We start from the raw sequence: 23,615 nt of genomic DNA on the forward strand, positions 1-23,615 counted from the left end.
GTGGACGCAGTCGAAGCGCACACCACCACCGCCCGTCCGGCGGCCGTCATCCCGGCCGGGACCGGGAACGGGCTGCCACTGACCGAGGCGCAGCGCGGGGTGTGGCTCGCCCAGCAGGTGGAGCCGTCGACCGGCGTCTACAACATCGGTGAGTACCTCGAACTGCGCGGCACCGTCGACGTGGAACTGCTGCGCCGCGCGATCCGTACCGCCGTCGCGGAGTGCGACGTACTGCGTACCACCGTCCGTGTCAGGGGCGAGGAGCCCGAGCAGGTCGTCGCGCCCGACGGTGAGGTCGAGTTGGAGCTTGTCGACCTGTCGGGCGAGGCCGCCCCGGTGGAGGCCGCCGAGGAGTGGATGCGGCACCGCATCTGGGCGCCGGAGCACCAGGGCGCCCGCAGCCTGAAGGGCTTCGTGCTGATCCGGGTCGGTCCGGAGCACGCCCTGTTCTTCCTGCACGGCAGCCATCTGGTGATCGACGCGTTCGGTGCCGCGCTGGTCGCGGTGCGGATCAGCCAGGTGTACACCGAACTGGCGTGGGGCGCCGAGGTGTCCGCGGGGTGGTTCGGCCGGGTCGCGGATCTGGTGGCCGCCGACACCGGGTACCGGGAGTCCGACGACCGGGAGCGGGATGCCGCGTTCTGGCACGAGCGGCTGGCGGAGCGACCCGAGGCGGTGACCTTGTCCGGGCATCCGGTGCGGGTCGCGCCGCGCGGCCGGGTGCTGCGCCGGGAGTTCGCCGAGGAGGACGCGGCCGGGATCGTCGCGCTGTCCGAGCAGCTCGGGGTGTCCACGTCGACGGTGCTGCTGACGCATGTGGCGCTGCTGCTGTGGAAGACCACGGGCCGCTACGACCTGCCGATCGGGCTGCCGGTGGGCGCGCGGGTCGACCCGGCGCTGAAGCTGATCCCCGGCATGATGTCGAACATCCTGCCGGTGCGGCTGGCCGGGCGGCCTGGTGAGGACTTCGCCTCGCTCGCCGCCGGCATGTCGGCCACCGTCCGCGCGTCGATGAAGCACCAGCGGTACCGCTACGAGTGGCTGATCCGCGACAGCCGCCATCTGCACGGGCGCCCCGACCCGCTGTTCGGTGTCGAGGTCAACATCATGAACTTCAACGCGGACCTCCGGCTCGGGGACATGGCCGCCGAGTTCCGCACCATCAGCACCGGCCCGGTGCACGACGTCACCCTGAACCTGCGGATCGACGCGCAGCGCCCGAGCCTCGGCGTGGAGATCGAGGCCGACGCGGAGCGGCACTCGGCGGCCGATCTGGAAGGGCTGGCCGATCGGCTCGCCTCGCTGTTGCGGCAGGTTCGCGAGGCCGGGCCGACCGTGCGCGCCGCCGACCTGTCGGTGCTGTCCGACGCCGAACGCGAGGGGCTGGCGGCGGAGTACGGCGGGACCGCGCACCCGGTGGCCGCGACGACGCTGCCGGAGCTGTTCGCCGAGCAGGCTCGGGCCCGCCCCGACGCCGTCGCCGTGGTCGCGGACGGACGGGGGACGACGTACGCGGCACTGGACGCGCTGACCGGGACGCTCGCCGGACGGCTGCGCGCGGAGGGCGTGGGCCCCGAGCGGTTCGTCGCGCTGTGCCTGCCCCGGTCCCCCGCCCTGGTGGCGGGCGCGCTGGCGGTGACCCGCGCGGGCGGGGCCTATGTGCCCGTCGACCCCGAGTACCCGCGGGAGCGGGTCGCCCACACGCTCACCGACGCGGCGCCTCTCGTGGTGCTGACCACCGAAGGGCTGCGCCCGCTGGTGGAGTCGGCGGTCGCCGCCGGGACCCGGGTGCTGGTGCTGGGCGAGGACGGTGTGCTCGCGGACGGTACGGGCGGGCAGGGCACGCAGGGCACGGTGGAGGCGCAGGGCCCGGTGGGCACGCAGGGCACGCCGCACCGGGTGGCCGGCCCCGCCCACCCGGCGTACATGATCTACACCTCGGGGTCCACGGGCCGGCCCAAAGGTGTTGTCGTCACCCACTCCGCGCTGGTCAACCGGCTGCTGTGGATGCAGTCCGCGTACGGTCTGACCGGAGTCGACCGAGTCCTCCAGAAGACCCCGGCCAGCTTCGACGTATCCGTGTGGGAGCTGTTCTGGCCACTGGTGACCGGCGCGACACTGGTGCTGGCCGCGCCCGGCGGGCACCGCGATCCGGCCTACCTGGCCTCGGTGATCGGCGCGGAACGGGTCACCGTCGTGCATTTCGTGCCATCCATGCTGGAGGAGTTCGTCCGGGAGGGCCTGGCCCGCTCCTGCGGCAGTCTGCGGCTGGTGATGTGCAGCGGCGAGGCGCTGACGCCCGTACTGCGGGACGCGCTGCTCGACCAGCTCGACGTGGACCTGCGCAACCTGTACGGCCCGACCGAGGCCACGGTCGATGTGACCGCCTCCGGGCGGCTGCGCCGTACCGGCTCTGCGGACCCGGTGCCCATCGGCCGCCCGGTGTGGAACACCCGCCTGTACGTGCTGGACGAGGCGTTGAGCCCGGTGCCGGAAGGTGTGGCGGGGGAGCTGTACCTCGCCGGTGACCAGCTGGCGCGCGGGTATCACCGCAGGGCCGCGCTGACCGCCGAGCGGTTCGTCGCGGACCCGTTCGGCCCGGCAGGGACGCGCATGTACCGCACCGGTGACCTGGTGCGCCGCCGGGAGGACGGCACCCTGCTGTACGTGGGCCGTGCCGACGACCAGGTGAAGATCCGGGGGGTGCGGGTCGAGCCCGGCGAGGTGCGCGCCGCGCTGCTCGCGCACCCGGGAATCGGTTCGGCCGCCGTCGTGGCCCGTCCGGACAACGACGGCACGCACCGGCTGATCGCCTACGTGGTGCCCGCCGCCGGCCACGAGGTCACCGAGGCGGAGTTGCGTGCGGATACCGCGCGCCTGCTTCCGGGCCCGCTGGTCCCGTCCCGCGTGGTGTGTGTGGACGCGTTGCCCCTCACTCCCAGCGGCAAGCTGGACACCCACGCCCTTCCTGCTCCCGCGTCCGCCCCGGACGGTCCCTCGCGGGAGCCGCGCGATGACCGGGAACGGCTGCTGTGCGCGCTGTTCGCCGAGGTGCTGGGCGTGGAGTCGGTCGGTGTCGACGCGTCCTTCTTCGACCTGGGCGGGCACTCGCTGAGCGCCACCCGGCTGGGAAGCCGGGTCCGTGCCTCGCTCGGTCTGGAGGTCCCGGTGCGCGCGGTGTTCGACGCGCCCACCCCGGCCGCGCTGGCCGTCTGGCTGGACGAGCACGGGCGCACCGCACGGCCCGCGCTGACCCGTGCCGAGCGCCCCGACCCGATGCCGCTGTCCCCGGCGCAGAGCAGCTTGTGGTTCCTCTACCAGTTGGAGGGTCCCTCCCCGACCTACAACATCCCGCTGCTGCTCACTCTGTCCGGCTCCGTGGACCGGGTGGCGCTGCGGAGGGCGTTCCAGGACATCGCCGACCGGCACGAAACGTTGCGCACGGTCGTCGGCGTCGATTCGTCGGGCTTGCCCCATCAGCGGGTTCTGCCGCCGGGGCAGGTGCCGGTGGAGTGGCGTGAGTGCCGGGTGGAGGCCGGGGCACTTGCGGGCGAGCTGGAGACGGCCGCACACCACCGCTTCGACCTGTCCGCCGCGCCGCCGCTGCGCGTCACCCTCTTCGAGACCGGTCCGGACGCGTGCACGGTGCTGATCCTGCTGCATCACATCGCCGCCGACGGCTGGTCGTTCAGTCCGCTCGCCGACGATCTCTTCCGCGCGTACACCGCCCGTGCGGAGGGCGCCGCACCGGAGTGGGAACCGCTGCCGGTGCAGTACGCCGACCACACCCTGTGGCAGCGGGCGCTGCTCGGTGACCGGGACGCCGCTGACGCCCCGGGCAACCGTCAACTCACCTATTGGAAGGAGCGTTTGGCCGGTCTTCCCGATGTCGTCACGCTGCCCGCCGACCGGCCGCGCCCCGCGGTCTCCTCGTACCGGGGCGCGACTGTGGACTTCGCGTTCGACGCGGACCTCGCAGGGCGCATCGCGGCGCTCGCGGAGGCGCACGGCGCGACCGTGTTCATGGTGCTCCAGGCGAGCCTGGCCGCGCTGCTGACCCGGCTGGGTGCGGGCACCGACATCCCGCTCGGCTCACCGGTCGCGGGGCGCACGGACACGGCCGTCGACCGGCTGATCGGCTGCTTCGTCAACCCGCTCGTGCTGCGCGTGGACACCTCGGGCGATCCCGCCTTCGGTGACCTGCTGGACCGGGTGCGGCAGGACAGCCTGGCCGCGTACGCCCATCAGGACGTGCCGTTCGAACGGGTCGTGGAGGCGCTGCGCCCGCACCGCTCGGCGGGCCATCATCCACTGTTCCAGGTGTCGTTGGCACTCCAGAACATGGCGTACCCGCGCACCGCGCTGCCCGGCCTGGAAGCCTCCGGGAGGCCCCTGTACATCGGGGTGTCCCGGTTCGACCTGTCGCTGAGCCTCGTCGAGCATTTCGCCGACGACGGTGCCCCGGCGGGTCTGTCCGGCGTCGCCGAGTACGCCACCGACCTGTACGACCGGGCGACCGTCGAGGCGCTGGTGGCGCGGTGGGCGCGATTGCTGGAGCAGTTCACCGCCGACCCCCGGCTGGGCGTGGGCGGGGCCGTGCTGGACGCGGGCACCGCCCGGCGGCCGGCGGCCGGGGACACGCCCGCCGGTCCGGCGGTCCTGGGCGGGGCGCGGACGCTGCCCGAGCTGTTCGAGCGGCGGGCTGCCGCTTCCCCGGACGCGGTGGCGCTGTCGGCCGGGGCGGAGCGGATCGTCTACCGGGAGCTGAACGCCCGCGCCAACCGGCTGTCGCACCGGCTGATCGGCCTCGGTATCGGTCCGGAGGACACGGTGGCGATCGCGCTGCCCCGCTCCGCCGAGCTGGTGACGGTCGCGCTGGCCGTGGCGAAGGCGGGCGCCGCGTTCCTGCCCCTCGACCCGTCGTACCCGGCGGAGCGCATCGCGTACATGCTGGGCGACGCCTCTCCCGCGCTCACCGTCACCGCCTCCGCGCACGCCGAGGGCCCGGTGGCTGGGCACGGTCCGGTGCTGGTGCTGGACGCGGAGGGCTCCGGGGAAGCGGGGACGGGTGTCCCGGGAGGCACCGATCGCGACCCCGTCGACACCGACCGGGTCCGCCCGCTGTTGCCGGAGCATCCCGCCTACGTCATCTATACCTCGGGCTCCACGGGCGCCCCCAAGGGTGTGGTCGTGACGCACACCGGGCTGGCGGGACTGACCGCCGACATGGCCGCACGGTTCGGGATCGACGCGTCGGCCCGTGTGCTGCAATTCGCCTCGCCCAGTTTCGACGCCTCGGTGATGGAGCTGCTGATGGCGCTCCCGAACGGCGCCACCCTGGTCGTCCCGCCCGAAGGCACCGTCCTGGCGGGCGACACCCTGGCCGCGTTCCTCGCGGAGCAGGACGTGTCGCTCGCGCTGATCCCGCCGACGGTGCTCGCGGGCGTCCGTCCCGAAGCCGTACCCGGCCTCCGCACTCTGCTGGTCGGCGGCGAGGCATGCCCGGCCGAGCGGGTGGCCCGCTGGCGGCAGGGCCGCCGCATGCTCAACGCGTACGGGCCGACGGAGGCCACCATCTGTGCCACCACCAGCGGCGACCTCACCGGCGCCGGCACGCCCCCGATCGGTACGCCGGTGGCGGGCACCCGTGCCTACGTCCTGGACGCGGCGCTGCGCACCGTCCCGCACGGTGTGGTGGGCGAGCTGTACCTCGCGGGGCCGGGTCTGGCCCGCGGCTACCTGGGCCGCCCCGCGCTCACGTCGTCCCGTTTCGTCGCCGACCCCTACGGGGAGCCGGGGGCTCGGATGTACCGCACCGGGGACCTGGCCCGGGTGGACCCGGACGGCGATCTGGTCTACGAGGGCCGTGCGGACGGTCAGTTGAAGCTGCGCGGCTTCCGTATCGAGGCGGGGGAGGTCGAGACGGCTCTGCTGGACCGGCCCGGGGTCGGCCAGGCCGTGGTGATCGTCCGCGAGGACCGCCCCGGAGACGTCCGCCTCACCGGGTACGTGGTGCAGGACGACAGCCCGCAGGCCCCCGGGGAGGAGAGCGGGCCGTCGCGAGAGGCGTTGCCCGAGCTGCTGCGGGAGGCGCTGCGGGACCGGCTGCCCGCGTACATGGTGCCGTCGGCGGTGGTCGTACTGGACGCGCTGCCCGTGACGGCCAACGGCAAGCTCGACCGGGCGGCGCTCCCCGCGCCCGAGACGGTAACGGGCGTGGCCGGCCGCGGGCCGCGCACCGTGCGGGAGGAGCTGCTGGCCGGGCTGTTCGCTGATGTCCTCGGTCTGCCGTCGGTCGGTGTGGACGACGACTTCTTCGCCCTGGGCGGCCATTCCCTGCTCGCCACCCGGCTGATCAGCCGCATCCGCCGGACGCTCGGCTCCGAGGTGGCCATTCGGGACCTGTTCGCCGCGCCGACCGTCGCCGGACTGGCCGAGCGGATCGAGAAGGCATCCGCGACGGCCCGGCCCGCGATCGAGCGCCGCGACCGCCCCGCGCACCTTCCGCTGTCGTACGCGCAGCAGCGTCTGTGGTTCCTCAACCGGCTGGAGGGCGGGTCCGCGACCTACAACATGCCGCTCGCGCTGCGCCTGCGCGGCGAGGTCGACGGCGAGGCTCTGCGAGCCGCGTGGACGGACGTGCTGACCCGGCACGAGACACTGCGGACCATGTTCGGGGAGCACGAGGGCAACCCGGTACAGGTGATCCTCGACCCGGAGGTGGCCGCCGACCGCATCCTGAGCACGGAGCACCTCACCCCCGGCACGGACGCCGAAGCCTGGACCCAGGAGATCACCACCCGCGGCTTCGACCTGACCAAGGACCTCCCGGTCAGGGTCGTGCACGGAGTACTGAGCGACACCGAATCCATGCTCGTCGTCGTCCTCCACCACATCGCGGGCGACGGCTGGTCCCTCGCCCCCCTCGCCCACGACCTGTCCGCCGCGTACGGCGAGCGTCTCGCGGGCCGCACCCCCACCTGGGACGAACTCCCCGTCCAGTACGCCGACTACACCCTCTGGCAACGCGACCACCTCGGCACCACCGACAACCCCGACAGCCTCCTCACCGCCCAGACCAACCACTGGCGCACCACACTGGCAGGAGCACCCGCAGAGCTGCCGCTCCCGTTCGACCGGCCACGCCCCGCACACCCGACGCACGCGGGCGCCACGGTCGCTTTCCGCATCCCTCAGGAGCGCTACGACGCTGTCTCACGGCTGGCGAAGCAGCATGGCGTCACGGTGTTCATGGTCCTCCAGGCCGCCACCGCCATCACCCTCAACGCCTTCGGCGCCGGCACCGACATCCCCCTCGGCACCCCCGTCGCCGGACGCACCGACGAGACGTTGAAAGACCTCGTCGGCTTCTTCGTCAACACCCTCGTGCTCCGCACCGACCTCAGCGACAACCCCACCTTCCACGACACCCTCACCCGCGTCCGCGACACCAACCTCGCTGCCTACGAAAACCAGGACATCCCCTTCGAAGCCGTCGTCGAAGCCCTCAACCCCGCCCGCTCCACCCACCACCACCCGCTCTTCCAGGTCATGGTCGACCTCCAGAACAACACCACCCCCGAGCTGCACCTGGCCGGGCTGGACATCACCGTGGACGGGACCGGGGTGGACGCCGCCAAGTTCGACCTCCAGTTCTCCTTCGCGGAGGAGCTGGTCCGCAGCGGGGACACGGCCGGCCCCGAGGGCCTGTCGGCGCTGCTGTACTACGCGACGGACCTGTTCGACGCGGCGACCGCCGAGCGGCTGGCCGACGGTTTCCTGCGCGTTCTGGACACAGTGACTGTCGCCCCGGACACATCCCTCACGGCGATCGATGTCCTCACGTCGGCCGAACGGAGCCGACTGCTGGACGCGTACAACGCGACCGGCCACGCCACCAGTGACGCGCTGCTGCCCGAGCTGCTGACCGCGCGGGCCGCCCGCACGCCGGAGCGTCCTGCGCTGGTGTGCGAGGGAGCGGAGGTCTCGTACGGGGAACTGGACGCCCGCTCCGACCGCCTCGCGCGTTATCTGATCGCCCAGGGCGCCGGCCCCGAGACGCTGGTCGCCGTGGCCCTGCCGCGCGGACCCGAGCTGGTCACGGCACTGCTCGCGGTCCTCAAGGCGGGGGCCGCCTACCTGCCCGTCGACCCGGGTCGCCCCTCGGCCGGCATCGCCCGGCTGCTGGCGGACGCTGCTCCGGCGCTGCTGCTCACCGACCCGGGCACCCGCACCGGGCTGCCAGTCGCCGGTGTGCCGGTGCACACCCCGGGCCCCGCCGACCTGGCCGCGTTCCCCGCCACCGCGGTCAGCGACGCTGACCGGGTGGCGCCGCTGCGCCCTCAGCATCCGGCCTACGTCATTCACACGTCCGGCTCCACCGGCACCCCGAAGGGCATCACCATGCCCGGCGCGGCCGTCGTGAACCTGCTGCGCTGGCACGCGGCGGAGTTCGGTGGCCAGGAGGGCGGGGTCCAGGGCGCCCATGACGGACGGCGTACCGCGCAGTTCACGGGAATCAGCTTCGACGTGTCGGTGCAGGAGATCCTGACGACGCTGGTCACGGGTGCCACCCTGCACATCCCCGGCGAGGACATCCGCCGGGACCCGGAGGCGTTCGCCGCCTGGCTGGCCGAACACCGCGTCACCGATCTGTTCGTACCCAACCTGATGGTGGACGCGCTGAGCGCCGCCGCTGTCGAGCACGGCCACGACCTGTCGTCCCTGCGGCACATCATGCAGGCCGGTGAACGCCTGCACCTCAGCCTTCCAGTGCGGGAGTTCTTCCGCCGGGAGACGAATGCGCGGCTGCACAACCATTACGGCCCGGCGGAGACGCACGTCGTCACCGCTCGTTCCCTGCCGCCCGCCGAGTCGGACTGGCCCGCAGAGGCGCCCGTCGGGCGCCCCGTGTGGAACACCCGTGCCTATGTCCTGGACGACGCGCTGCGTCCCGCACCGCCCGGCGTGACCGGCGAACTGTACATAGCCGGGGCCCAGTTGGCACGCGGCTACCTGAACAGGCCCGCACTCACCGCCACCCGCTTCCTGCCCGACCCCTACGGGGCACCGGGGACACGCATGTACCGCACCGGAGACCTCGCCCACTGGAACGCCGACGGTGATCTCGTCTACGTCGGCCGCAGCGACGACCAGGTCAAGATCCGGGGCTTCCGCGTCGAACCCGCCGAGATCGAAGCGGTCCTCCTCACCCACCCCGCCGTCGGACAGGCGGCCGTCGTCCCCCGCGAGGACGTACCCGGCGACACCCGCCTCATCGCGTACGTCACCGTGTCGGACTCCGCGCCCGGCGGTCTGGCGGCCGAACTGCGTGCGCTGGCGGGCGGACTGCTGCCGGACTACATGGTGCCTTCGGCCGTGGTCGTGCTGGACGTCCTGCCCGTGACCGTCAACGGCAAGCTTGACCGCCGCGCTCTGCCCGCCCCCGACGCCGTGACCGGCACGTCCGGCCGTGCGCCGCGTTCGTTGCGGGAGGAGTTGCTTGCCGGGCTGTTCGCCGAGGTCCTCGGGGTGCCGTCGGTCGGTGTGGACGACGACTTCTTCGCCCTGGGCGGCCATTCCCTGCTCGCCACCCGGCTGATCAGCCGCATCCGCCGGACGCTCGGCTCCGAGGTGGCCATTCGGGACCTGTTCACCGCTCCCACCGTCGCCGCGCTGGCGGACCGGATGGACGGCGCCACGGGCGTGGTCCGCCCGGCCCTCGCACGGCACGACCGCCCCGCGCACCTTCCGCTGTCGTACGCGCAGCAGCGTCTGTGGTTCCTCAACCGGCTGGAAGGCGGCTCCGGGACCTACAACCTGCCGCTCGCGCTGCGCCTGCGCGGCGAGGTCGACGGCGAGGCTCTGCGAGCCGCGTGGACGGACGTGCTGACCCGGCACGAGACGCTGCGCACCGTGTTCGGGGAGCACGAGGGCAACCCGGTACAGGTGATCCTCGACCCGGAGGTGGCCGCCGACCGCATCCTGAGCACGGAGCACCTCACCCCCGGCACGGACACCCAAGCCTGGACCCAGGAAATCACCACCCGCGGCTTCGACCTGACCAAGGACCTCCCCGTCAGGGTCGTGCACGGAGTACTGAGCGACACCGAATCCATGCTCGTCGTCGTCCTCCATCACATCGCGGGCGACGGCTGGTCCCTCGCCCCCCTCGCCCACGACCTGTCCGCCGCGTACGGCGAGCGTCTCGCGGGCCGCACCCCCACCTGGGACGAACTCCCCGTCCAGTACGCCGACTACACCCTCTGGCAACGCGACCACCTCGGCACCACCGACAACCCCGACAGCCTCCTCACCGCCCAGACCAACCACTGGCGCACCACACTGGCAGGAGCACCCGCCGAACTCCCACTCCCCCTCGACCGGCCACGCCCCACCCGCCGGACGTACGAGGGCGCCGTGGTGAACTTCCAGATCGGCACCGAACTGAGCGCCAAGACCACCGAGCTGGCCTCCCGAACCGGCGTCACGACCTTCATGGTCCTCCAGGCCGCCACCGCCATCACCCTCAACGCCTTCGGCGCCGGCACCGACATCCCCCTCGGCACACCCGTCGCCGGACGCACCGACGAGACGTTGAAAGACCTCGTCGGCTTCTTCGTCAACACCCTCGTGCTCCGCACCGACCTCAGCGACAACCCCACCTTCCAGGAAACCCTCACCCGCGTCCGCGACACCAACCTCGCCGCCTACGAAAACCAGGACATCCCCTTCGAAGCCGTCGTCGAAGCCCTCAACCCCGCCCGCTCCACCCACCACCACCCGCTCTTCCAGGTCATGGTCGACCTCCGCAACGACGGGGAGCTGGACCTCGACCTGCCGAAGCTGGAGATCGAGACGGTGCCGCTGCGCACGGAGATCGCCAGGTTCGACCTCCAGTTCTCCTTCGCCGAGCGATTCACGTCCACGGACACCGGGCGCGACAGGTACGGACTGGCCGTCGGCCTCCACTATGCGACGGATCTGTTCGACGCGGAGACGGCCGAGCGGATGGCGCAAGGCTTCCTGCGCATCCTGGAGACGGTAACCACCGACCCCGGAACACCCCTGTCACAGATCGACGCCCTCACCCCCGAAGACCGCACCCGCCTCCTCCACACCCACAACAACACCACCCACCCGGTCCCACCCCCACTCGTCCCCGACCTCTTCACCAACCAAGCCACCCACACCCCCCACCACCCCGCCCTCACCTTCGACAACAAGAACACCTCCTACGGCGAACTCGACGCCCGCTCCAACCAACTCGCCCGCCACCTCATCACCCACGGCGCCGCCCCCGAAACCCGCATCGCCGTAGCCCTCCCACGCGGACCACAACTCCTCACCACACTCCTCGCCATCCTCAAAACCGGCGCCGCCTACCTCCCCATCGACCCCACCAACCCACCCGCACGGACCACGTACGTGCTGGAAGACGCCACTCCGGGCCTGCTCCTCACCGACACGGCCACTCGGGCCGTCCTGCCCGTCACGACGGTACCGGTGCACACGACGGACACCGCAGACCTCAGCGCCTACCCGACAACCCCGGTCACCGACGCGGACCGGCTCACCCCACTGCTCCCCCAGCACCCCGCCTACGCCATCTACACCTCCGGATCCACCGGCACCCCCAAGGGCACACTCATCACGCACGCCGCCCTGGTCAACCGGCTGTGCTGGATGCAGGACACGTACGGCCTGAGCGTGCGGGACCGCGTCCTCCAGAAGACACCGGTCACCTTCGACGTGTCCGTCTGGGAACTCTTCTGGCCACTGATCACCGGAGCCACCCTGACCATCGCCCGCCCCGAAGGACACAAAGACCCCGCCTACCTCAGCCGCCTGATCACCACGACCGGCACCACCGTCGTCCACTTCGTACCCTCCATGCTCCAGGCCTTCCTCGACCACCCACAAACCACCGACGACACCCCACTGCGGCTCCTGATCACCAGCGGCGAAGCCCTGTCGCCCGACCTGGCGGAGCGGTGCCTCACCCGGCTCCCCGGCGTCCGGCTGCACAACCTGTACGGGCCGACCGAGGCCACCATCGATGTCACCGCCACCCACGCACTCACCCCGGCGGACACCCGGCCGGTCCCCATCGGGCACCCCGTCTGGAACACGCGGGCGTACGTCCTCGACGACGCGCTACGTCCCGTACCACCCGGCGTGACCGGCGAACTGTACATAGCCGGGGCCCAGTTGGCACGCGGCTACCTGAACAGGCCCGCACTCACCGCCACCCGCTTCCTGCCCGACCCCTACGGGGCACCGGGGACACGCATGTACCGCACCGGAGACCTCGCCCACTGGAACACCAACGGCGATCTCGTCTACGTCGGCCGCAGCGACGACCAAGTCAAGATCCGGGGCTTCCGCGTCGAACCCGCCGAGATCGAAACCGTCCTCCTCACCCACCCCACCGTCCGGCAGGCAGCCGTCATCCCCCGCCAAGACGTACCCGGCGACACCCGACTCGTCGCCTACGTCACCACGCAAGACACGACAGACGCACACCTGCCCTCTGAGCTGCGCATGTTGGCGGCCCGCAGCCTGCCCGACCACATGGTCCCCTCAGCCTTCGTCCCGCTGGACGTCCTCCCGGTCACGGCCAACGGCAAGCTCGACCGGCGTGCCCTGCCCGCCCCCGGGTCTCCCGCGGGAAACCCCGGCCGGGAGCCCCGGACCGCACGCGAGGAGGTGCTGTGCGACCTCTTCGCGGACGTGCTGGGCCTGCCCGCCGTGGGCGTGGACGACGACTTCTTCGCCCTCGGCGGCCATTCCCTCCTGGTGATCCGTTTGATCGGGCGGATCAGGGAAGCCCTCGGGGTCGAACCGGCCATCCGCGATCTGTTCACCGCGCCGACCGTCTCGGCCCTGGCCGTACTGCTGGACACGGCGACGGGACCGGCGCGTCCGGTCCTCACGCGGCGGGAGCGCCCCGAGCGTCTGCCCGTGTCGTACGCGCAGCAGCGTCTGTGGTTCCTGAACCGGCTGGAGGGCGGGTCCGGGACCTACAACATGCCGCTCGCGCTGCGCCTCACCGGCACCGTGGACGCCAGAGCCCTGCGGGACGCCTGGGCGGACGTGCTGACCCGGCACGAGACGCTGCGGACCATGTTCGGGGAGCACGAGGGCAACCCGGTACAGGTCATCCTCGACCCGCAGACCGCCGCCGACCGCATCCTGAGCACGGAGCACCTCACCCCCGGCACGGACACCCAAGCCTGGACCCAGGAAATCACCACCCGCGGCTTCGACCTGACCGAAGACGTCCCCGTCAGGGTCGTGCACGGCATCCTCAACGACACCGAATCCGTACTCGTCGTCGTCCTCCATCACATCGCGGGCGACGGCTGGTCCCTCGCCCCCCTCGCCCACGACCTGTCCGCCGCGTACGGCGAGCGTCTCGCGGGCCGCACCCCCACCTGGGACGAACTCCCCGTCCAGTACGCCGACTACACCCTCTGGCAACGCGACCACCTCGGCACCACCAACGACCCCGACAGCCTCCTCACCGCCCAGACCAACCACTGGCGCACCACACTGGCAGGAGCACCCGCCGAACTCCCACTCCCCCACGACCGGCCACGCCCGGCGCAGCCGACGCATCAGGGGGCGACGGTGGGGTTCCGGCTGGACGGGGACCTCGGCGGCGCCGTGTCCGCACTGGCCGCCGCCCACGGCGTCACGGTGTTCATGGTCCTCCAGGCCGCGACCGCCATCACCCTCAACGCCTTCGGCGCCGGCACCGACATCCCCCTCGGCACACCCGTCGCCGGACGCACCGACGAGACGTTGAAAGACCTCGTCGGCTTCTTCGTCAACACCCTCGTGCTCCGCACCGACCTCAGCGACAACCCCACCTTCCAGGAAACCCTGGTCCGCGTCCGCGACACCAACCTCGCCGCCTACGAAAACCAGGACATCCCCTTCGAAGCCGTCGTCGAAGCCCTCAACCCCGCCCGCTCCACCCACCACCACCCGCTCTTCCAGGTCATGGTCGACCTCCAGAACAACACCACCCCCGAGCTGCACCTGGCCGGGCTGGACATCACCGTGGACGGGACCGGGGTGGACGCCGCCAAGTTCGACCTCCAGTTCTCCTTCACCGAGGACGCGGAAGGCATGAGCGAGGCAGGCGGGACCGGTGGGTTCGCGGGTGCGCTGACCTACGCGACGGACCTGTTCGACGCGGCCACTGCCCGACGGATGACGGACGGCCTCCTGTGCGTGCTGCGCACGGTCACCGCCGACCCTGACACACCCCTGACAGGCATCGGCGTCCTGTCCGCTGCCGACCGGGGGTTGTTGCTGGAGGAGTACAACACGGCCGTGCGGCCGTCGGCGGCCCCGTTCCCGGCCGAGCTGTTCGCCGAGCGTGCGCTACGCGACCCGGACCGTGCCGCGCTGCTGTTCGAGGGCTCCGAGGTCTCGTACGGCGAACTGGACGCCCGCGCGAACCGGCTCGCCCGGTATCTGATCGCCCACGGCGCCGGCCCGGAGACCCTGGTGGCCGTGGCCCTGCCGCGCGGACCCGAGCTGGTCACGGCACTGCTCGCGGTCCTCAAGGCGGGGGCCGCCTACCTGCCCCTCGACCCGACGAGCCCGCCCGCGCGCCTCGCGTACACGCTGTCCGACGCGGTCCCGGCACTGCTCCTCACGGACCCCGCCGCCGCATCCGCCGTCCGGGAGGGGCTGCCCGGCACGGACGTACCGGTGCACGCGCCGGACCCGGCCGCTCTGGCCGGGTACCCGGCGACCCCGGTCACCGACACCGACCGGATCGCGCCGCCGCGCCCGGAGCACCCGGCGTACGTCCTGTACACGTCGGGGTCGACGGGTACGCCCAAGGGCACCGTCGTCCCGCGCGGCGCGGTCGGTACCTTCGTCGCGGACATCGCAAGCGCCTACGCTGTGGACGCGGGCACCCGGCTGCTCGGATTCGCCGCCGTCACCTTCGACGTGTCGGTCTTCGAGATCTTCACGGCTCTGGCCACGGGCGCCACACTGGTGCTGGCCGGCGAGGAGCAGCGCACCGACGCCGATCTGCTGCAACGGCTGCTGCGGGAGGCGCGGGTGACGGTGGCCGAGCTGCCGCCCGCCGTGCTGCCCCTGCTGGACCCGGCCACGCTCCCCGAGCTGCGCCTGGTGTCCGTAGGCGGTGAGGCCCCCGCCGGTCGCCTGGTCGATGCCTGGGCGACGGCGGACCGGGAGTTCTGGAACGGCTACGGCCCCACGGAGACCACGGTGGCCGTGACCCTCATGCGGTGCGCCCCTCCCGCCGGGGACCGTACACCGCCCATCGGCCGTCCGACGGCGCACACCAGGGCGTACGTCCTGGACGCGGCCCTGCGTCCCGTGCCGCCCGGCGTGACCGGCGAGCTGTACGTGGCGGGCGCCCAGCTGGCGCGCGGCTACCTGAACAGGCCCGCCCTGACCGGGTCCCGCTTCGTGGCCGACCCCTACGGGGCACCGGGGACCCGGATGTACCGCACCGGGGACCTGGCCCGCTGGAACGCCGACGGCGACCTCGTGTTCATGGGCCGCACCGACGACCAGGTCAAGATCCGGGGCTTCCGCGTCGAACCCGCCGAGATCGAGACCGCGCTGCTCACGCACCCGGCGGTCGGGCAGGCCGCCGTGGTGGCCCGCGCGGACGGCCCCGACGGCGGCACCCGGCTTCTCGCGTACGTCACCCGCCGCCAGCCCGCGCCCACGGAGCCCGTGCCCAGCGATCCGGCCCCCACCGAGCCCACCGGCCCGGCACCCGCAGGACCCGCCCCCCTCCAGGGCAGCGGTGAGGACGCGGGGCACTCTGCCGCCGAGCTTCGCTCCACCGAACTCGCGACCGCGCTCAGCGCGTTGGCGACGCGACTGCTGCCGCCGTACATGGTTCCGTCGGCCGTCGTCGTCGTGGACGGGCTGCCGGTGACGGCCAACGGCAAACTGGACACCGCCGCACTGCCGGTCCCGGCCCCGGAACCGGTCCGGCCGTACCGGGCACCGCGCACCCCGCGCGAGGACGTGCTGTGCGGGCTGTTCGCCGAGGTGCTGGGCGCGGCCAGGATCGGAGTCGACGACTCGTTCTTCGATCTGGGCGGCCACTCGCTGCTCGCGACCCGGCTGATCAGCCGGGTCCGCACCACCCTGGGGGTCGAGCTGCCCCTGCGCACGCTCTTCGAGAGCCCGACGCCGGCGACGCTCGCCGCCCGGCTCGACGCCCAGCCGCAGCGCAGGCCCCGGCCCGCGCTGCGTCCCCGGAACCGGCAGGAGGACAACCGATGATCCCGCTGTCGCTGGCGCAGCAGCGCCTTTGGTTCCTGGACCAGTTGGAGGGGCCGAGCGCGCTGTACACGATGCCGGTCGTGGTCCGGCTCTCCGGCGATCTGGACCCGGCCGCGCTGGGTGCCGCCCTTGTCGACGTGGTGACACGGCACGAGGTGCTGCGTACCGTGTACCCGGTCGTGGACGGGCGTCCCGTGCAGCGCGTACTGGAACCCGAGGAGGCGGCGGCCGCGGTGCGGATGCCGGTGACGGCGCTGTCCGTGCCGGGGGACGCCGGAACGGCCCAGAAGCACACCCCGGCCTCGTCGACGAGCCTCGGGACCGCTCCGGAGGTGGCCGAAGCGGTCGCCCACGTGTTCGACCTGGCGACGGAAGTCCCCTTGTGGGCACGGCTGTTCGCGTGCGGTCCGGGTGAGCACCTGCTCGTGCTCGTGGTCCACCACATCGCCACCGACGGATGGTCGACGGGGCCGCTGGCCCGTGATCTGTCGGTCGCCTATGCCGCGCGCCGCGCCGGGTGCGCGCCCGTCTGGCAGCCGCTGCCCGTGCAGTACGCCGACTACACGCTGTGGCAGCGCGAGCTGCTCGGCGCCGAGGACGACCCGGAGAGCCTGCTCACCGAACAACTCGGCTATTGGCGCAGCGCGTTGGAGGGTCTGCCGGAAGAGCTGTCCCTCCCGGCCGACCGGCCGCGTGCGACGGTCGCGGGTCACGAGGGCGGCACCGTGCCGGTCGCCGTCCCGGCAGCCGTGCACGCCCGGACGGCGCGGCTGGCGCGCGAGCGGGGCGTCACGGTGTTCATGGTGGTGCAGGCCGCGCTGGCGGTGTTGTTGTCCCGGCTCGGTGCGGGCGACGACATCCCCGTCGGCACGGCCGTCGCCGGGCGCACCGACGAGGCGCTGGACGAGTTGGTCGGTTTCTTCGTGAACACGCTGGTGCTCCGCACCGACCTGGGCGGCGATCCGCCGTTCACCGAGCTGCTCGACCGGATCAAGGAGGCGTCGCTGGACGCCTTCGCCCACCAGGACGTGCCCTTCGAGCGGCTGGTGGAGGAGCTGGCCCCGGCCCGGTCCATGGCCCGGCACCCGTTGTTCCAGGTGATGCTGACACTCCAGAACACCCCGCCCGCGTTCTTCGAGCTGCCCGGGGTCACGACGGAACCAGTGGACACCGGGGCGGTCCCTGCCAAGTTCGACCTGGCGTTCTCGCTGGAGGAAACCTTCGCAGCCGACGGCGCGCCGGGCGGCCTGGGCGGGGTGCTCACCTTCGCGCTCGACCTCTTCGACACGGACACGGCACGGGAGATCGCCGGGCGGCTCACCCGCGTCCTCGATACCCTCACCGCCGACCCCGGCGCTCGGATCTCCCGCGCCGATGTGCTGGCCCCGGAGGAACGGCGCCGGCTGCTGACCGAGTGGAACGACACCGGGCACGCGGTGCCGTCCGGCACGCTCACCGACCTCTTCGAGGCGCAGGCCGCGCGCGCACCGGACGCGCCCGCCGTCACCCACGGTGCTGTCCGGCTGTCGTACGCCGAGCTGAACGCGCGCGCCAACCGGCTCGCCCGGTACCTGATCGCCCGCGGCGCGGGCCCCGAGGTACTGGTCGCCGTCGTCGCGAACCGCTCGGCCGATCTCCTGACGGCCTTCCTCGCCGTGCTCAAGGCGGGTGCCGCCTATGTCCCGGTGGATCCCGGCTATCCGGCCGACCGCATCGCGTACATGGTCGGCGACTCCGCCCCGGCCCTGGTCCTCACCGACCAGGCGTGCGTATCCGTCGCGCAGGGGGCGGTGGCTGAGGCGGGCGTGCCCGTGATCGTGCTCGACGACCCGGCGACGGTGGCGGAGGTCACCGGTACAGGAACGGAGTCCGCGGGCGCGCGGGCTGCCGGTGACGCCGCGGCCGACGTGATCGACGCCGAGCGCCTCGCTCCCGCCGACCCGCGCCACCCCGCCTACGTGATCTACACATCCGGGTCGACGGGCCGCCCGAAGGGCGTGGTGATCGAGCACCGGAACCTCGTGAACTATGTGACGCGGTGCGCTGAGGCGTACCCGGATGTCACACGCAGCACGCTCTACCACGCTTCGATCTCGTTCGACGCGGGTGTCACCGGCCTCTACGGCGCGCTGATCAGCGGCGGCTGCGTCCGTGTCGCCACCATGAACGAGGAGCTGCCCGCGCTGGCCGCGCGCGAGCCGTACGCCTTCCTCAAGGCGACCCCCAGCCATCTGGCGTACATGGATGCCCTCGGCGGTGACTGCGCACCCACCGGACAACTGATGGTGGGCGGGGAGGCCGTGCAGTACGCGCAGCTCCAGGAGTGGCGCCGCCGCCGTCCCGGCACGGCCGTGGTCAACCACTACGGGCCGACCGAGGTCACCGTCGGCTGCACCGACCACCCGCTGGGCCCGGACGACACGACCGCCACCGGCACCGTTCCCATCGGCCGCCCCATGTGGAACACCCGCGCCTACGTCCTGGACGCCGCGCTGCGTCCTGTGCCGCCCGGCGTGACCGGCGAGCTGTACGTGGCGGGCGCCCAGCTGGCGCGCGGCTACTTCGGCCGGCCCGCGCTGACCTCCGGCCGTTTCGTCGCCGACCCCTACGGGCAGCCGGGAACGCGGATGTACCGCACCGGGGACCTCGCCCGCTGGAACCGGGACGGCGAACTCCTCTACGTCGGCCGCACCGACGACCAGGTCAAGATCCGGGGCTTCCGCATCGAGCCCGCCGAGATCGAGGCTCTGTTGCTCCGCCACGCGCAGGTGGCTCAGGCGGCCGTCGTGGTCCGCGAGGACACGCCGGACGACAAGCGTCTCACCGCCTACGTCACCATGACCGGCAGCGGCCCGCGGCCCACGCTCGCAGGGGACCTGCGCGAGATGGCCGCCCGGCACCTGCCCGACTACATGGTGCCTTCGGCCGTGGTCGTGCTGGACGCGCTGCCCGTCACCACGAACGGCAAGCTCGACCGCCGCGCTCTGCCCGCCCCGGAGACGCCCACGGGCGAAGCGGGCCGCGGACCGCGTTCATTGCGGGAGGAGTTGCTTGCCGGGCTGTTCGCCGAGGTCCTCGGGGTGCCGTCGGTCGGCGTGGACGACGACTTCTTCGCCCTGGGCGGCCATTCCCTGCTCGCCACCCGGCTGATCAGCCGCATCCGCCGGACGCTGAACGCCGAACCGACCATTCGGGACCTGTTCACCGCTCCCACCGTCGCCGGACTGGCCGAGCGGATCGAGAAGGCATCCACGACGGCCCGGCCCGCGATCGAACGCCGCGACCGCCCCGCGCACCTTCCGCTGTCGTACGCGCAGCAGCGTCTGTGGTTCCTCAACCGGCTGGAAGGCGGGTCCGCGACCTACAACATGCCGCTCGCGCTGCGCCTGCACGGCGAGGTCGACGGCAAGGCCCTGCGCGCCGCCTGGACGGACGTGATCACCCGGCACGAAACACTGCGCACCGTATTCACGGAGCACGACGGCAACCCCGTACAAACCATCCACGACGCGGAGACCGCCACCGCACGCGCACTCACCGAGGAACACCTCACCCCCGGCACGGACGCCGAAGCCTGGACCCAGGAGATCACCACCCGCGGCTTCGACCTGACCAAGGACCTCCCCGTCAGGATCGTGCACGGCATCCTCAACGACACCGAATCCGTACTCGTCGTCGTCCTCCACCACATCGCGGGCGACGGCTGGTCCCTCGCCCCCCTCGCCCACGACCTCTCCCACGCCTACCACCAGCGCCGCTCCGGCAACCCACCCACCTGGGACGAACTCCCCGTCCAGTACGCCGACTACACCCTCTGGCAACGCGACCACCTCGGCACCACCGACAACCCCGACAGCCTCCTCACCGCCCAGACCAACCACTGGCGCACCACACTGGCAGGAGCACCCGCCGAACTCCCACTCCCCCTCGACCGGCCACGCCCCACCCGCCGGACGTACGAGGGCGCGGTGGTGAACTTCCAGATCGGCACCGAACTGAGCGCCAGGACCACCGAGCTGGCCTCCCGAACCGGCGTCACGACCTTCATGGTCCTCCAGGCCGCCACCGCCATCACCCTCAACGCCTTCGGCGCCGGCACCGACATCCCCCTCGGCACACCCGTCGCCGGACGCACCGACGAGACGTTGAAAGACCTCGTCGGCTTCTTCGTCAACACCCTCGTGCTCCGCACCGACCTCAGCGACAACCCCACCTTCCAGGAAACCCTGGTCCGCGTCCGCGACACCAACCTCGCCGCCTACGAAAACCAGGACATCCCCTTCGAAGCCGTCGTCGAAGCCCTCAACCCCGCCCGCTCCACCCACCACCACCCGCTCTTCCAGGTCATGGTCGACCTCCAGAACAACACCGCACCTGAACTGGGCCTCGACGGCCTCGATGTGAGCGTTGGCCGGACCGACCTGATCAACGCCAAGTTCGACCTGCAATTCTCCTTCGCCCAGGGCGCCGGTGAACTCACCGGGGGTCTGACCTATGCGACGGATCTGTTCGACGCGGAGACGGCCGAGCGGATGGCGCAAGGCTTCCTCCGCGTCCTGGAGACGGTGACCACCGACCCCGGAACACCCCTGTCACAGATCGACGCCCTCACCCCCGAAGACCGCACCCGCCTCCTCCACACCCACAACAACACCACCCACCCGGTCCCACCCCCACTCGTCCCCGACCTCTTCACCAACCAAGCCACCCACACCCCCCACCACCCCGCCCTCACCTTCGACAACAAGAACACCTCCTACAGCGAACTCGACGCCCGCTCCAACCAACTCGCCCGCCACCTCATCACCCACGGCGCCGCCCCCGAAACCCGCATCGCCGTAGCCCTCCCACGCGGACCACAACTCCTCACCACACTCCTCGCCATCCTCAAAACCGGCGCCGCCTACCTCCCCATCGACCCCACCAACCCACCCGCACGGACCACGTACGTGCTGGAAGACGCGACCCCCACGCTCCTGCTGACCAGCCCAGAGATCCAAGCGGACCTCCCAACGACCGGCATACCTGTGCACACGCCGGACACCGCAGACCTCAGCGCCTACCCGACAACCCCGGTCACCGACGCGGACCGGCTCACCCCACTGCTCCCCCAGCACCCCGCCTACGCCATCTACACCTCCGGATCCACCGGCACCCCCAAGGGCACCCTGATAGCTCACCATTCGCTTGTGAACCGGCTCCGGTGGATGCAGGAGACGTACGTCCTGACGGCGTCGGACCGGGTGCTCCAGAAGACGCCCGTCACGTTCGACGTGTCCGTCTGGGAACTCTTCTGGCCACTGATCACCGGAGCCACCCTGACCATCGCCCGCCCCGAAGGACACAAAGACCCCGCCTACCTCAGCCGCCTGATCACCACGACCGGCACCACCGTCGTCCACTTCGTACCCTCCATGCTCCAGGCCTTCCTCGACCACCCACAAACCACCGACGACACCCCACTGCGGCTCCTGATCACCAGCGGCGAAGCCCTGTCGCCCGACCTGGCGGAGCGGTGCCTCACCCGGCTCCCCGGCGTCCGGCTGCACAACCTGTACGGGCCGACCGAGGCCACCATCGATGTCACCGCCACCCACGCACTCACCCCGGCGGACACCCGGCCGGTCCCCATCGGGCACCCCGTCTGGAACACGCGGGCGTACGTCCTCGACGACGCGCTACGTCCCGTACCACCCGGCGTGACCGGCGAACTGTACATAGCCGGGGCCCAGTTGGCACGCGGCTACCTGAACAGGCCCGCACTCACCGCCACCCGCTTCCTGCCCGACCCCTACGGGGCACCGGGGACACGCATGTACCGCACCGGAGACCTCGCCCACTGGAACACCAACGGCGACCTGCTCTACGAGGGCCGCACCGACGAACAAGTGAAACTGCGCGGCTTCCGCGTCGAACCCGCCGAGATCGAAACCGTCCTCCTCACCCACCCCACCGTCCGGCAGGCAGCCGTCATCCCCCGCCAAGACGTACCCGGCGACACCCGACTCGTCGCCTACGTCACCGCACCAGGGACAACCGACCCCGAACTCCCCGCCGCACTGCGAACATTGGCGGCCCGCAACCTGCCCGACCACATGGTGCCGTCGGCGTTCGTCGTGCTCGGCACCCTCCCGGTCACCGCGAACGGCAAGCTCGACCGGAGGGCGCTACCCGCGCCGGAGGCTCGTACCGTGAGCCCGGAGCAGCGGCCGCGGACCCCACGCGAGGAGGTGCTCTGCGGCCTGTTCGCCGAGGTGCTGGGGCTGCCCTCAGTAGGGGTGGAGGACGACTTCTTCGCTCTCGGCGGGCACTCCCTGCTCGCCACCCGGCTGATCGGCCGGATCAGGGAGACGCTGGGGTTCGAGCCGGCCATCCGGGACCTGTTCGCCGCGCCCACGGTCGCCGCGCTCGCCGCCCTCGTGCGGGAGGACGCCGGGGGTGGCTCGTTCGACGTGCTGCTGCCGCTGCGGGCGACCGGGGACGCCGCCACGCTGTTCTGCGTGCATCCGGTGTCCGGTGTCGGCTGGGTCTACGCCACTCTGCTGCGGCACATCGGCCCGCGCCACCCGGTGTACGCGCTCCAGGCCCGTGGCCTCCGGGGCCATGACCTCACCGGGGCCGTGGAGGAACTGCCGGGCAGTCTGGAGGAGTTGGTGCGCGACTACGTCGAGCAGATCCGCACCGTCCAGCCGCACGGCCCGTACCACCTGCTGGGCTGGTCGTTCGGCGGTGTCGTCGCGCACATGATGGCGACGGCGCTTCAGCGGGCGGGCGAGGAGGTCGGCTTCCTCGCGGTCCTGGACGCCTCACCGGAACCGGTGGCCGCCGAGGATGACGACGAGGACGTGCCGGAGGGTTCGGAGGTCGTACGGCTGCTTGCCGAGTACTTCGGGACTGAGGAGCAGTGGCACGCGGAGCACCCCGGAGAACGCGCCCCCGGCGCTGCCGGGGCATCCGATTTCGAGATCGCTGCCGTGCTGGACGGCCTGGAGACCGGGCGGCTGGCCGCGGTGGTGCGGAACTTCGGGCGCCTGTCGGCCGAGGTCGCGCTGGAACCGTACCGGGGTGAGCTGACTCTCTTCGTGGCGAAGGGGGGCACGGCCACCGGCCCGGAACGGGAGGCTCAGTGGGCGCGGTACGTGGACGGCCCGGTCGACACGCGCCTCGTGGACTGCACGCACGACGACATGCTGAAGCGCGGCCCGGCCGGGGAGATCGGTCCCGTGGTCGCGCGTCGGATCGGGGGCTGACGGCGCCGTGCCTGAGCACCCGTGGAAGCGTCCCGCGCCGTACCCGGCGCGGGCGGAAGAAGTGCTGGG

At 72.0% G+C, this 23,615-nt stretch carries 2 protein-coding genes; both read left to right on the plus strand.

Features of this window, described 5'->3' with window-relative positions; translation table 11 throughout:
• Positions 1–16,296: a non-ribosomal peptide synthase/polyketide synthase gene (locus tag ACQYWQ_RS00145; RefSeq protein ID WP_431031775.1), complete on the plus strand. Its 16,296-nt coding sequence runs from the start codon at positions 1–3 to the stop codon at positions 16,294–16,296.
• Positions 16,293–23,546 (plus strand): amino acid adenylation domain-containing protein, encoded by a 7,254-nt coding sequence (locus tag ACQYWQ_RS00150; RefSeq protein ID WP_431031776.1) that lies wholly within the window; start codon positions 16,293–16,295, stop codon positions 23,544–23,546. The genes ACQYWQ_RS00145 and ACQYWQ_RS00150 overlap by 4 nt, the downstream gene beginning before the upstream one ends.
• Positions 23,547–23,615: the final 69 nt, after the last annotated feature.

This window comes from Streptomyces sp. P6-2-1, from assembly GCF_050613165.1.
GTDB lineage: Bacteria > Actinomycetota > Actinomycetes > Streptomycetales > Streptomycetaceae > Streptomyces.